The sequence below is a fragment of the Campylobacter showae genome (assembly GCF_900699785.1).
Lineage (GTDB): Bacteria > Campylobacterota > Campylobacteria > Campylobacterales > Campylobacteraceae > Campylobacter_A > Campylobacter_A showae_D.
On the sequence record NZ_LR535679.1, the window covers coordinates 1,300,229 to 1,313,509 of the forward strand.

Genomic DNA, 13,281 nt, shown 5'->3' on the forward strand with positions numbered 1-13,281 from the left:
TTATGGCTAGATATAGAGGACCCGTTGAAAAATTAGAAAGAAGACTCGGCGTTAGTTTGGCGCTAAAGGGCGAGCGTCGCTTGGCAGGTAAGAGCGCGCTTGATAAAAGACCTTACGCTCCGGGACAACACGGACAAAGAAGAAGCAAGATAAGCGAATACGGCTTGCAGCTTCGCGAAAAACAAAAAGCTAAATTTATGTACGGCATTAGCGAGAAGCAATTCCGCCGCTTATTCCAAGAGGCCGCTCGCCGCGAGGGAAATACCGGTGCGCTTTTGGTACAGCTTTTAGAGCAAAGATTAGATAACGTAGTTTACAGAATGGGCTTTGCTACGACTCGCCGCTTTGCTCGTCAGCTAGTTACTCACGGACATATTTTAGTAAACGGTAAGAGAGTAGATATTCCTTCTTATAGAGTCCAAGCGGGCGCTAAAGTAGAGGTTATCGAAAAATCTAAAAACAATCCGCAAATCGTTCGCGCGATCGATCTTACGGCGCAAACTGGCATCGTAGCTTGGGTCGACGTCGAAAAAGATAAAAAATTCGGAATTTTCACAAGAACTCCGGAAAGGGAAGAAGTCGTCATTCCTGTCGAGGAAAGATTCATAGTAGAGCTTTATTCGAAATAATAAGGGGTATAACGATGAGAAAAATTACCACATCAGCTTATATGCCTACCGAAATTTCAGTAGAGAGTATAAGCGAGAATGTCGCCAGAATAACCGCGTATCCGTTTGAGACGGGCTATGCGGTCACTTTGGCTCATCCGCTAAGACGACTTTTATATAGCAGTACGGTTGGATTTGCAGCTACGGGCGTCAAGATAGAGGGCGTATCTCACGAATTTGATTCGATGAGAGGCATGCTCGAGGACGTAGCGCAGTTTATTATAAATTTAAAAAACATCCGCTTTAAGCTAAAAAACGAGTCTGAGCGCGAGGTGGTCGAGTATTCGTTTAAAGGTCCAAAAGAGATAAAAGCCGGCGATCTAAAAAGCGATGTCGTAGATATCGTAAATCCGGACGCCTATCTTGCGACCATAAACGAGGACGCGGAGCTTAAATTTTCCGTAATCATCCAAAAAGGTATCGGATACGTCCCAAGCGAAGAGATAAGAGATAATACCGAAGAGGGTTACATAGCCCTTGACGCGTTCTTTACGCCTGTTAAAAAAGCCGTTTACGAGCTAGTAAACGTTCTAGTCGAGGACAATCCCGACTATGAGAAGATTATTTTCACGGTTACGACGGACGGACAAGTGGGCGCGATCGAAGCGTTTAAACATGCGATCGAGGCGATGTATCAACAGATGTCGGTGTTTAAAGGCGTTTTAAATATCGACGTTTCGGCAGGTCTAAACTCTCAAACTTCTGGCAGCGAGCATGCGAAACTACTTCAAAGCGTAGAAGAGTTAAATTTGAGCGCCAGAAGCTTTAACTGCCTTGATAAAGCCGAGATTAGATTTATCGGCGAGCTTGCTTTGATGGATGAAAACGAGCTAAAAGAGCTTAAAAATTTAGGTAAAAAATCTCTCGAAGAGATTAAAGCCGTTATGCAAGAGATCGGATATCCGGTCGGCGGCGACCTAGGCGGCGGCAAAGAGCAACTCAAGAAAAAAATCGCCGATCTAAAATCACAAATGAGTGCAAAAGAGTAAAAGGAACATAAATGAGACACGGTCACGGATACAGAAAACTAGGTAGGACGTCGGCTCACCGCTCGGCTCTACTTAAAAACTTAGCTATCGCTATCATCAAAAGCGAAAAGATAGAGACGACCTTGCCTAAGGCAAAAGAGTTAAGAAGCTATATCGAAAAGCTAATCACTAGAGCGAGAAAAGGCGACAGCAACGCTCACAGAGCGGTTTTTGCTAGCTTGCAGGATAAAGAAACTACGAACAAGCTAGTAACTGAACTTGCTCCAAAATTCGTAGGCAAGAACGGCGGATATACGCGCATCGTTAAGACTCGCGTTCGCCGAGGCGATGCTGCCGAGATGGCTTATATAGAGCTAATCAAAGAATAATTTTTAGAGAGCTTCGGCTCTCTTTTTCTTTTTAAATTTATCTGCCTTCAATTATCTCAAAATCCACTCTAGCTTTTTATCTCAATTAAATTTATTTGCTCGCCTGCTGCATTGTTTGCAATTTTGAATACGGGTGGAAGATGCTAAAATTTGTAGCGACTTTTATTCTAAATTTTATGCAATTCTACGCATAAATTTGCCTTCTAAAAGATTTTGATCGCATGGCAAGCACAATATGCCGAATTTGTAGCATCTGAAAGTAATTTGAGAATATACAAAAACCGCGCCTAACTATTTTGAGCTTTATATTGCGCGCTGTATCCTTTTTTTATCGCCGTTTTCGCTCTCAACTGCTGCTAGCATCTTTTAAATTTGACCCATTTGCATGTAGAATCGCTTAAAACTCCAAATTTATCCAAGTCAAAAATAGCGGCCAAAACGCCAAACTCATAGCGTATTTAAAATTTTATCTGCTATAATATCTCAAAAATTTAAAAGGTTAAAAATGATCCCATTTACCGATGAAGAGCTTTTAAAGCCCGTAAAAGCCAGCCTGCAAAAGGTTTTGCCTATGCTTGAAAACGACGGCGGAGGCATGGAGCTATTAGGCATCAAAAATGGCAAAATTTACGTCCGTCTAACCGGCCACTGCCACGGTTGCGCAGCTAGCTCGACCACGCTAAAATACGGCATCGAGCGCCAGCTCCGCATGGATATCCACCCCGAGCTAGAGGTCGTAAACATCCCTATCGGCGAGGAAGTTAAATTTGATTGATTATAAAAAGATGGGCCTAAAAGCATTTAATAAGGGCGAATTTAACGCCGCCGCGAGCTATTTTTCACTCGCCTACGACAAAAAACCGGACAAAAAGCTGCTTTTTCTCATCATGCTTTGCTCGCTTGCCAAGACTCGCCGCGACGAGGCGATGACGCTTTTTGAGATATTTAAGCTAAAAGATAAGCTCGGCATGAGTCCGGACGAGCTAGAGGAAATTTTGGGCGCGCTTGAGGCAAAATTTAGCGACGATGAGAGCCTTGAGGAGCAAAACGCCATCAGCTACGCCGATTTTATGGATGCGGTTAGGCGCGGCGGGTTTAAAAGCACCTTTGAGGACATCATGTTTTCCACGCGCGTGATGATCGACAACCGCGACGATTTTCTCGAGTTTTTGCAAAATCTTATCAAAAACGACTTCATCGAAATGGGGCTAAACTACATCGAGACCGCGGCCGTGATGTTTGCCGGCGACGAACGGCTAAGCGCGCTGGCTCGCGAAATCAACGAAAAGGCCGAAAGTGAAAATTTACGTTAAAGAGGACTTTGTCACCGACAACTCGAACGAATGCGAAGCGGGTTGCTATTTCGTAAAAACGGCGACGAACGCCAAATTTGAAGCCGATGCCCTGGCAAAGGGCGCAAAAATCATAAATTTGGCCGAGTGTAAGCGGTTGCTGGGCATCGACGCGAACATCAAGATCATCGGCATTACGGGTACGAACGGCAAGACCACGACCGCGGCGGTTATCTGCGCTACGCTGTTAAATTTAGGCTACAAATGCGGCCTGTGCGGTACTCGCGGCGCTTTTATAAACAATGAACGCATCGACGACAAGGCGCTAACGACGAGCGAAATTTTACGCACGCTTAACTACCTAAAGGCCGCTAGCGAACGCGGCTGCGAGTACTTCGTGATGGAGGCTAGCTCGCACGCCATCGCTCAAAAACGCATCGAGAGCCTATCCTTTGCGATGAAAATTTTTACGAATTTGACCCAGGACCACCTCGATTACCACGGCACGTTTGAAGAGTACGCACGCGTAAAGAGCGAGTTTTTCGCAGACGACGCGCCAAAGCTCATAAACATAGACGACCGCGGCGGGATCAAATTTAACCCAGCAAATGCCCTAACATATGCTCTTCACGCTGACGCGGACTTTGCGCCTGTCGAGTATTCGCTAGAAGGCGGCATACGCGGGACGCTAAAAACCCCGCGCGGCCAAATGGCGCTAAGCTCAAATTTGCACGGCGAATTTAACCTCTACAACCTCATAGCAGCCGTCTCTTGCGTCGCGACGCTGACGGATAGACCGCTAGAGCAGATCGCGCGCGCCGCGGCGGAATTTGACGGCGTCGAGGGGCGCATGGAGGTCGTGAGTCGCGAACCGCTCGTGATTGTGGATTTCGCACACACTCCAGACGGCATCGAAAAGGTGCTAAATGCATTGCGCCATCGTAAAATCGTCGCGGTTTTTGGCGCCGGAGGCGATAGGGATCGCACCAAACGCCCTAAAATGGGCGCAATAGCACAAAAATACGCGCACAGACTCGTCGTCACCAGCGACAATCCCCGAAGCGAAGAGCCAGAAAGCATCATCGATGAGATCTGCGGCAGCCTAGAGATGAACGAGAGCGTAAAATGCATCGCAAACCGCAAAGAGGCGATAAAATACGCGCTTGAAAGCCTCGCACAGGATGAAATTTTGGTGATTTTAGGCAAGGGCGACGAAACCTATCAGGAGATCAAGGGCGTAAAATATCCGTTTAGCGACAAAGAGGTCGTGCGCGAACTTTTGGACGGACGCGCCTAAATTTACGGACAAAACGGCGACGAAATAAGGGTAAATTCGAGTAAAATTTACCTTTGTTTGCGTCTAAATTTCTATTTTACTGCCGAGCGGCGTCAAATTTATCGCAGTTTTTATCGCTCGCGCAAATGCCTCTAAAATCAAATTTAATCACAAATTTAACTCCGAATTTTATCGCAGCAAGCAAGCAAGAACGAATCGCCGCGGCTATATAGAGTTGCTTTTTGCGGCTAAATTTATAGTATAATTTTCCCAAAAAACACAAAGGACTGCCGATGAAAATCGAAATTTTATCAAGCAAAATCCACCGCGCGCGCGTGACGGACGCCAACCTAAACTACGTGGGCTCGGTCACGATCGGACCTGAGCTCATCGAGGCTGCGGGGCTTTGCGAGTACCAAAAAGTCGAGATCCTAAACGTCAATAACGGCGAGCGCTTCGCTACCTACGTGATCCGCGGCGACAAAAAGGGCGAGATCTGCCTAAACGGCGCGGCCGCGCGCAAAGTCTGCGTCGGCGACGTCGTCATTATAGTGGCCTACGCGCTTCTTAACGCCAAAAAAGCAAGAGATTTCGAACCAAAAATCGTGCAGGTAAACGAGCAAAACGAGATCGTAAAATAATTTACGCCCAAATTTGCCGTTTTTGCGGCGGAGCGTTTAAATTTACGTTTTATGTCGCTGAGTCAAATTTGCGGTAAAATTTTGGCTAGTGCGGCGCGACGATCATTTGCAAACGGACGAAGGCGAACGCGCCAAATATTAATTTATTTAAATTTGCCGCCGTTTGGCGTTAAATTTGCCGCGGGCGGTAAAATTTGGCGAAAATGGACAAAATTTTGCGCCTGAATTTAAAAGGATTCGCAAAATGATAGCGATTTATTTTAGCTCCACTGGCAACACGAAGCATTGCGTAAAGAGATTTATAGAGCGTCTGGGCGGCGATATCCCTGCGGTTTCGATCGAGGATGAGGCCTGTGCTGAGCTGTTAAAATCTCACGACGACATCATCCTCGCCTATCCAGTTTACTTTAGCGACCTGCCGCAGATCGTGCGCGAGTTTATTTGCGAAAACAGCGCGAATTTCCGCGGCAAAAACGTCTTTATCATCGCTACGATGGAGATTTTTAGCGGCGACGGAGCGGGCTGCGCGGCTAGGATATTAAGGTGGGCGGGCGCGAAGATAACGGGTGGCGCGCATATTAGAATGCCCGCGTTTATCCTCGACGTGGCGATTTTTAGCTATTCGGCGCAGAAAAACGAGCGCCTGATCAAAGAGGCAAACGCCAAGCTAGAGCACGCCTCGGAGGCATTTGCCGCGGGTAAACCGCCGCAAGAGGGGCTAGGCATGCTATGCCGTATCGCGGGGCTTTTGGGACAGCGGTTATGGATGAAAATTTGGGACAAAACGCCGTTCGCTAGGCGCAAACCGAGCCTTGATCCGGCGCGCTGCAACGGGTGCGGCGAGTGCGCGAGATCCTGTCCGATGCAAAATATAAAAATCACGCACGGCAAGGCGAGATTTGGCGAGCGCTGCACGCTTTGCTACAGATGCGTGAACAAGTGCAGGCAAAAGGCGATAACGATCCTAGGCAAGGCGAAAAATCTGGAAAAATCGGTCGCGGCGGAGCTCAAAGATATCTGACGCGCGTTCGTTTGCGCGGTCTTGATTTGGCTTATTTTATTGCTTTTTAACTCGTCAAAAGACTTCAAATTTAGCTAGCACTACCTTAAATACTCTTTCAGTTCCGCTTTACTTCGCCTATTATCTCGGGCAAATTTCTTAAATTTGCAAAAATCAGCGCCAAAAACCCCGCAAGCACGTATGTGTTAAACTAAAATAGATCAAAATGCGCGCAGGCTATTTAAAATAAAACTTTATCCTCAAATTTGACGGCTTTTCGGGCTTAAATTTACTCATCCGTGCTCGTATCCGCCGCGAGTTTTAAAGGCGGGAACGAAACTTGCATTGCAGAGCTTAAAAAAGTAAATTTAGCTTAAATTGGCTAAAATAACGCGAAATTTGAAAGGATGTTTATGTTTGAGGGGATCGATTTTTCAAAAATGGGACAGATGCTCGAGGAGGCGCAAAAAAAGGCGCAAGAAATCGAGCAGGAGAGCCAAAAACGCGAATTTAGCGTAAAAAGCGGCGGCGGGCTCATTAGCGTCAGGGCAAACGGCAAGGGCGAGGTGCTCGATATCAGCATCGACGACAGCTTGCTGGAGGACAAGGAGAGCTTGCAGATTTTACTCATCAGCGCCGTAAACGACGTGCTAAAGATGATCGAGGACGACCGCAAAAACGCCGCGTCAAGGATGCTGGGCGGGTTTGCCGGCATGGGACTAGGGCAATGAAACGCGCAGCTTTCTCGCGTCGTTTGGACGCGGTTTTGGGGCTCGCACGGTTAAATTTTAGCGGCGTGCGGGGCGATACGGTGGTAAATTTAAGCGCAAATTTGAGCTCAAATTTAGCCCGCAAAATTTACTCTCTGGTTTTTGCGGTTTTTATGATTTGTGCTCTTGCCGCGTCGCTTAGAGCCGCGCCGCGCCCGACGCAGGATGATTTTAACGCTTGTTTTGAGAAAAATCTTCCCGCCATAGTAAACGTCGCAGGTAGCGGCGGAATCGCGATCACGCCAAATTTAATAGCCGTTCCTAAAGGCGAAATCCCCGTGAAAAACTACGTCAAATTTGACCCGTATCTGGGCCTCTATCTGGTCGCTTCGGACGCCAAACTCGAGCCTATAAAGATGGCCGATGATAACGCGGCGAAAAAAAGCGACTGGGTCAGCGTCACGCACGATCTAAACGCGACCGTCTATGGCCACGTAAAGGCGCAGGCGCAGGCGCTAGGCGAACTGGACGTGCTCACGTTTGACGTAAACGGCACGGGCGCCGTGCTAAATCCATGCTGCAAGCTGCGCGGTATCGCCGTGGGCGGGGATAAGTTCGTCCCTAGCCGATATCTAAGGCACTTTGCGGCGTATAAGGACGTGTACTACGGCGACGTGGGCGCAGTTTTTGAGGAGCGAGACGGCAAACTCTACGTAAAAAGCGTCGATCCGCTCGGACGCGGCGCGGCGCTGATGGTAGGGGACGAAATTTTGAGCGTAAACGGCGAGAAATTTGAGAGCTTGCGCGAGCTAAACGAGAGGATTTTGTTCGCTAAAAAGGGCGAGCGGCTCAAATTTGAGATCAAGCGCGGCGACGAGGTTTTGAGATTTGGCATGGCGGTTTCGGACGACGCGGCCCAAAAAGAACAAAAAGCGCCGACGAAAACGGATAAAAAGGCCGCCTCTAGCGACGCAAAACCTCAGTCCATACCGCAAAGCAGCGATGCCACGAGCGTGCAAAAGCTCTACGGCATGACATTTGACGAGAAACTAACGGTAAAAAGCGTCGACGCAAGCTCGGGCGCGGCGAAATTCGGCGTCAGAGTCGGCGACAAGCTGATACAAGTTGGGCAAAAAACGGTCTCAAGCCGTAAAGAAGCGCTGGGCCTGCTCGCTAAAGGCGGCGGTCAAAATTTGCTCTTTAGACGCAACGGCTTTGACTTTTTTTACAACGCGCGGTAGGTTCGGGCGGTAAATTTGACGTTTTTGGCGGGTAAACGAAGCGTCAAATTTAGCCTATGCTTGGAGCCGACAAAATAAAACGGAGAATAGATGCAAGATCAAAAAAATTTAGCGATGAAATTAAAACCTACGGGTAACGGTCAAATTTGCGTTCAAAACACGGCGAGAGGGTTAAATTTGAGCGAGTCGCGGGCGATATCCAAAGTGCAAAATTCGGCGCAGAGTTCGCGTGCGAGCTCGTCTCAAAATCAGCCTCAAATTTTAAACGCGGCCAAATCTAAAGTAAACTCCGAAAACCCGGCTCAAAGCCCGAAAAACCTGGCAAATTTGATCTCGCTAAACGCGGCCAAGAGCTCATCGTTTACTTCCGGCTCAAATTTACGGCAAACAGCGCCGAGCGCCGCCGATCAGGACGCGCTTTTGGCCGAGTTTAAGGCGTTTTTGAGCGCACATTTGCCAAGCAACCCTAGCTTTCATCCGTGCTTTGACGAGGCGCTTTCATACACGCTAAAATCGGGCGGCAAGCACTTTCGCGCGATGCTGGTCGCAGGTGTCGTAGCCGCGGTGCGTCCCGAGCGCAAAGAGGCGGCGTTTCACGTCGCGCTAGCTTTTGAGACGATGCACAGCTACTCGCTTATCCACGACGATTTGCCCGCGATGGACGACTCGGATCTGCGCCGCGGACAGCCTAGCTTGCACGTCAAATTTGACGAAGTGACGGCGATTTTAGCGGGCGACGCGCTAAACACCCACGCCTTTTATCAGATAGCAAAAGCTCCGCTGGACGCGGACGCGCGCATAAAATGCGTCGAGATCCTAAGCCGCAACGCGGGCATCTACGGCATGGCGCTTGGGCAGGCGGTGGATTGCTATTTCGAGAATCAAAAACTAGGGCTTGAAGAGCTAAAATTTCTGCATATCCACAAGACCGCGCGCCTCATCGCGGCGAGCTTGCAAGCAGGCTGCGTCGTGGCGGGGCTAGACGAGGCGGAGGCTGCGCGTATCTACGACATCGGGCTTGATCTGGGGCTGGCGTTTCAGATCGCAGACGACATCATCGACGCGACGCAAAGCGCCGAAACGGCTGGCAAACCGACGCATAACGACGGCGCGAAAAACTCCTTTACCAACCTTCTTGGCGTAGAGGGCGCAGTGCAGGCCAAAAACGAACTCATCGCAAAGATAGAGCGCGAGCTAGGCAGCGTGCATGCGGGCATCCGCGCTATCGTGACGGGTCTCATCGACAAGCATTTGCGGTAAATTCCGCTTAAATTTGCGTTTATGACGGTCAAATTTAAGTTGCTAAATTTGACGGCAAATTTATATTTAACTACAAAACGCTATCTTCGCGTTATAAATAAACTATCGCGCAAACCGTGCCGATCCCGCCGCAAAATCGGCAAAATTCGGCGTCCTTTTTATGCTATAATCTTTTAAATTTATCAAAAGGAGAGATAATGAAAAAATTAGCCTTATCGCTTGCGCTTTTGTGTGCGGCAGCGTTTGCCAAAGAGTACGACTACATGCTAGCTAGCACCGCACAAAAGACTTTTGAGGAGCCGACTTCTAGCTACGAGACCAAACAAAGCTACGACGCCAAGGCTCGCCGCCTAGAGCTAGTTAGCAGCTCCGAGCTCGCAGACGGGCTAAAGGGCAAACACAAAGAGATCAGCTACTATAACAAAGACGGCAAGATGACGAAATATGAAGCCTTTAGCTATGATTTTACCGCGAAAAAATGGATCAAAGTGACCGAATACAAAGCCGATTATAAAAAAGGCGTCCTCACGCAGGAGTCTAGCTCGTTTATCCGCGGTATGCCGGAAAATGCTAGCAAAACCATCATAAAGTACCTAAAAAACTCTAGCGAGGAGATCAGATACGAGCTAGTAAAAGGCAAATGGCGAAAAACCGCGCTAACCAAAACCGTCGAGAACGCATACGGCGAGAACGAACTCATCGTGCTTAGCGTCTGGGACGGCAAAAGATGGCAGCCTAAATCAAAAACGCAGCTACTCTACGGCGCGGACGGTCAGACACGCGGCTATGAGAGCTGGGACTACGAAAACGGCGCATGGCAAAACCGCGAAAGAGGCATGGTTGCAGGCGACGTGAAGGGCAAATACGAGCAGGTAAGAAGCGTATTTGAAGGCGGCGCGTGGCGCTATGACGAGATGTCAAAGCACGACTACGACGCCTCTAGCGGCAAAGACGTGACGATAAATCTCATCTGGAACGCCGAGCAAAACGCATGGGAAAACAACAGCAAAAGCGTCTCGGTCGTAGAGGGCGCGGGCTTCGAGACGGCGGCGTTTTTGTGGGATAAAGAGCGCAAAGAGTGGACGCAGGAGTACTCCAACCGCAGCATCTATGACAAGAGCGGCGAACGTCTGCTAACGCAGCGATACGACACGATGGACGGCAGTGAGAAGTTCGTCTACGGATACAACGAGCGCGGCGATAACGTGAGCGTGGATATCTACGAGCTAGTTAGCGACGAAAACGGCAAAAGATGGGTGCAAAATAAGCGCCTGGAGACGACCTTTGATCCGCGCATATTAGCCGACGACGTCGGACACGGCGGCTCGCTGATGTCCTTTGAGATGCCTAGCAGATACGCGGTAAAGAGCTTTAAACAGTTCGTCGCGGCGGACGGTAAATTTAAACTCGCCTCAGAGCAGACGTGGAAGTATAAAAGAGTCAAATGATATTTTGTTAGCGACCGCGAGCGGCCCAACTGCGGTAAATTTGGCGCTTTGGATTTGGTCAAATTTAACGAGCGCCCGAGCGTCAATTTAGCTCGTCAAATTTTGCTTTCGCGTCAAATTTGACGCATCGGTCGCAGTCAAATTTAAAAGGAGCGGCTATGAGGCGTTTTTGGACGATAGCGATTTTTGCGACGATTTGGACGGTGCCGTTATCTGCGGCGGGCGAAATTTGCCTAAAAAAGACGAGCTATAAAACGCAGGACGGCGCCGTGCCGCGCTACGAGTACGAATCGAGTCAAATTTACGACGCGAAGACTCGCGTGCTAGAAAAAATCTACGACGAAATCAATGACGACGGCAGGCGCAGGACGAAAAGTATTGTCAAATTTGACGAAAGAGGCGAGCGCGAGATAGGCAGCACCGAGTATGATTGGGACTTTAGAGCCGGCAAATGGCGCAAAGCAGGGTTTTCAAAAACAGAGAGGACAAAGGACGGCGCGTTTGTTTTTATTGATACCCGCGGTCAAAACGGCAAGCTAAATCAAGGTCAAAAAACCGTCGAAAAGCGAACGGGTGCGACGGAAATCTCTCAAAATTTCACCCTAAAAAACGGCAAATGGACGCCAAATTATCTAACCAAAAGACTTTATGACGAAAACCACAAAACCGCGCTTATAGCGACCTTTGAGTGGAGCGCCAAAGCTAAAAAATGGACTCCGTACGAAAAATCTATATACCGCTATAACGGCGACGTTTACGCGAGCTCCGAGGGTTATAAATGGCGCGGCAAATGGGTGCCGCAGACAAAGCACGCGGCCTTTACGGCCGCAGACGGAACGCGCACCGAGATAAATTTTACGTGGAGCAAGGACGCGTGGCAGCCGCAGGAGAGGACGGTGCAAAAAATAGAGCCCGAATTTAGGCGTTTTACCGATCTTAGATGTCGCTGGGACGCCGCAAAGAGCGAGTGGAACGGTTGCTATAAAAACGTGCGCGAGGAGACCGAGCAAGGTCGGCAAAAATACTCCGCATCGTCGTTTTGGCAGGGGGAGTCGCAGCGCTGGGAGATAGTGTTTGAAAACGAGCTTAGCTACGACGCGCGCGGTAACTTGATAAAAAATCGCGAGACGTCGGACGGCGAACGGCGCGAGTACGTCTACGTCTACGACGAAGCGGGAAATAACGTATCCTCAGCGCTTCGTGAGCCAGATGAGAGCGGCAAATGGCGCGAAACGCAAAAGACGGTAAACGTCTTTGAGCCAGACATCTTGGCGCGCGACGTCATGGATCGCGGATTCATCGGCGACTACGTAGCCGCGGGCGAAAACGCGATCAAAAGCAGCAAGCAGTACTTTTTAGACGGCGACGAGTTTAAGTTAAGCGAGACGCTCGAGTGGTTTTACGGCAAGTGCGACTAAGCGGACTAAGCTTGGGGCGGTCAAATTTGACCATGCGCGCCTTTGACTCTGTGCGCCGCGCCGCTCAAATTTGCGGCTTTTCGCCGTCAAATTTACGCTAAATTTAGCGCCGATAACCGCAAAACGGCGTCAAATTTAGCGCCGCCGCTAGCAAATTTATACAAAAAGGAACAAGATGCAAGATATCAAAAAGCTAAGCGAATGCTATGTGCGGACAAAGACGAGTTGCAATGGGCTAAGTTTTGTAGCGCCGCTTTGGGAGCTCGCAGACGAGGCGAGCGCGCTGGAGGACGGCGAGCAAAAACACAGGTTGCTGTCACAAATATACGCTGACTTGTGTCTATGGCGGCGGGCGGCGGAGCACTTTGCTAAGATCGCGCCGAAGAATAAAAAAGATATAAAGCACCTGGCGATGCTTCAAGATGCGGCGCGTAAAAACGGCGATAAATACGGCTTTGAGCGCTAAATTTAAAGGAAGCTCATGAACGAGCCTTATATCGTTAAAATTTCAGATAGCGACGCAATGATGTTCGGCTGCGAAGCGGACGAGCGGGTGCACGCATTCGCGGCCAAATTTGACGGCCTGGAGTACGAAAGCGAGTTTGAGCGGGTCTGCTATTTGCTGGGCACCGACGTTTTTATCGAGGCTGCGAGCGAGGACGACGAGACGTTTTTGAGCCTGCGCGAGCGGGACGGCAAGAGGTATTTGCGCGGGCGATGAAATTTTACGCGCGGCGAGCTAGAACGAGGAGGGCGGTGCGGCGTATCTACTCCTTAGCCCGCGACACATCGCCGCAGAGAAGCTGCAAAACGCCTTTTTGGACAAGTCTCCGCAGGAGTTTGCGAGCATTACCGAAAGCCTCGAAACCAAATACGGCCGTAAAGATCAAATGCTCTACTACGTCGTTTGCTATTTTACGCCTAAGGGCAAAGATAGGATGCGAGCGGACTTTGGCGTTTAAATTTGACG

17 protein-coding genes are annotated in these 13,281 nt (G+C 49.3%); 16 read left to right on the forward strand and 1 reads right to left on the reverse strand.

Annotated features, from left to right (window positions below):
* Nucleotides 1-2: 2 nt before the first annotated feature.
* From rpsD to E4V70_RS06570, 6 genes are all read left to right on the forward strand, one after another.
* Nucleotides 3-629 carry a 30S ribosomal protein S4 gene (rpsD, locus tag E4V70_RS06545; protein WP_002943554.1) on the forward strand — a complete coding sequence of 209 codons (627 nt, stop codon included), beginning with the start codon at nt 3-5 and terminating at the stop codon, nt 627-629.
* A gap of 14 nt (nt 630-643) precedes the next feature.
* Entirely contained in the window at nt 644-1,657 is a 1,014-nt protein-coding gene (locus tag E4V70_RS06550; protein ID WP_122862340.1) for a DNA-directed RNA polymerase subunit alpha, read from the forward strand.
* Nucleotides 1,658-1,668: 11 nt separating this feature from the next.
* Complete coding sequence (rplQ, locus tag E4V70_RS06555; RefSeq protein ID WP_002943070.1) at nt 1,669-2,025, forward strand: 50S ribosomal protein L17; 357 nt, start codon at nt 1,669-1,671, stop codon at nt 2,023-2,025.
* Between the two features lie 505 nt (nt 2,026-2,530).
* Nucleotides 2,531-2,800, forward strand: coding sequence for a NifU family protein (locus E4V70_RS06560; protein ID WP_002947081.1), 270 nt, complete (start codon nt 2,531-2,533; stop codon nt 2,798-2,800).
* Entirely contained in the window at nt 2,793-3,338 is a 546-nt protein-coding gene (locus tag E4V70_RS06565; protein ID WP_002947079.1) for a hypothetical protein, read from the forward strand. The genes E4V70_RS06560 and E4V70_RS06565 overlap by 8 nt, the downstream gene beginning before the upstream one ends.
* Complete coding sequence (locus tag E4V70_RS06570; protein WP_122862341.1) at nt 3,322-4,614, forward strand: UDP-N-acetylmuramoyl-L-alanyl-D-glutamate--2,6-diaminopimelate ligase; 1,293 nt, start codon at nt 3,322-3,324, stop codon at nt 4,612-4,614. The genes E4V70_RS06565 and E4V70_RS06570 overlap by 17 nt, the downstream gene beginning before the upstream one ends.
* A 76-nt stretch (nt 4,615-4,690) precedes the next feature.
* Here E4V70_RS06570 and E4V70_RS10755 read toward each other — a convergent pair whose 3' ends face one another.
* A complete protein-coding gene (locus E4V70_RS10755; RefSeq protein WP_163026444.1) occupies nt 4,691-4,867 on the reverse strand; it encodes a hypothetical protein in 177 nt (58 codons plus the stop codon).
* A gap of 19 nt (nt 4,868-4,886) precedes the next feature.
* Between E4V70_RS10755 and panD the strand changes: the two genes are divergently transcribed.
* The 10 genes from panD (at nt 4,887) to E4V70_RS10760 (ending at nt 13,273) form a co-directional block, all read left to right on the forward strand.
* A complete protein-coding gene (gene panD, locus E4V70_RS06575) occupies nt 4,887-5,234 on the forward strand; it encodes an aspartate 1-decarboxylase (RefSeq protein ID WP_122862343.1) in 348 nt (115 codons plus the stop codon).
* Nucleotides 5,235-5,478: 244 nt separating this feature from the next.
* Nucleotides 5,479-6,255, forward strand: a complete 777-nt coding sequence (locus E4V70_RS06580) for an EFR1 family ferrodoxin (protein ID WP_122863128.1) — start codon at nt 5,479-5,481, stop codon at nt 6,253-6,255.
* Nucleotides 6,256-6,647: 392 nt separating this feature from the next.
* Nucleotides 6,648-6,965 carry a YbaB/EbfC family nucleoid-associated protein gene (locus E4V70_RS06585; protein WP_002947064.1) on the forward strand — a complete coding sequence of 106 codons (318 nt, stop codon included), beginning with the start codon at nt 6,648-6,650 and terminating at the stop codon, nt 6,963-6,965.
* Nucleotides 6,962-8,185, forward strand: coding sequence for a DUF7488 domain-containing protein (locus E4V70_RS06590; RefSeq protein ID WP_122862344.1), 1,224 nt, complete (start codon nt 6,962-6,964; stop codon nt 8,183-8,185). The genes E4V70_RS06585 and E4V70_RS06590 overlap by 4 nt, the downstream gene beginning before the upstream one ends.
* Before the next feature lie 420 nt (nt 8,186-8,605).
* Entirely contained in the window at nt 8,606-9,445 is an 840-nt protein-coding gene (locus E4V70_RS06595) for a polyprenyl synthetase family protein (protein ID WP_414973868.1), read from the forward strand.
* A 197-nt stretch (nt 9,446-9,642) separates the two neighbouring features.
* On the forward strand, nt 9,643-10,893 hold the full coding sequence (locus tag E4V70_RS06600) for a hypothetical protein (RefSeq protein ID WP_122862346.1): 1,251 nt from the start codon (nt 9,643-9,645) through the stop codon (nt 10,891-10,893).
* Nucleotides 10,894-11,051: 158 nt separating this feature from the next.
* Nucleotides 11,052-12,311: a hypothetical protein gene (locus E4V70_RS06605; protein ID WP_122862347.1), complete on the forward strand. Its 1,260-nt coding sequence runs from the start codon at nt 11,052-11,054 to the stop codon at nt 12,309-12,311.
* 175 nt (nt 12,312-12,486) lie between these two features.
* Nucleotides 12,487-12,777: a hypothetical protein gene (locus E4V70_RS06610; protein ID WP_122862348.1), complete on the forward strand. Its 291-nt coding sequence runs from the start codon at nt 12,487-12,489 to the stop codon at nt 12,775-12,777.
* A 15-nt stretch (nt 12,778-12,792) separates the two neighbouring features.
* Entirely contained in the window at nt 12,793-13,032 is a 240-nt protein-coding gene (locus E4V70_RS06615) for a hypothetical protein (RefSeq protein WP_122862349.1), read from the forward strand.
* Between the two features lie 97 nt (nt 13,033-13,129).
* Complete coding sequence (locus E4V70_RS10760; protein ID WP_163026445.1) at nt 13,130-13,273, forward strand: hypothetical protein; 144 nt, start codon at nt 13,130-13,132, stop codon at nt 13,271-13,273.
* The last annotated feature ends 8 nt before the right edge of the window (nt 13,274-13,281 follow it).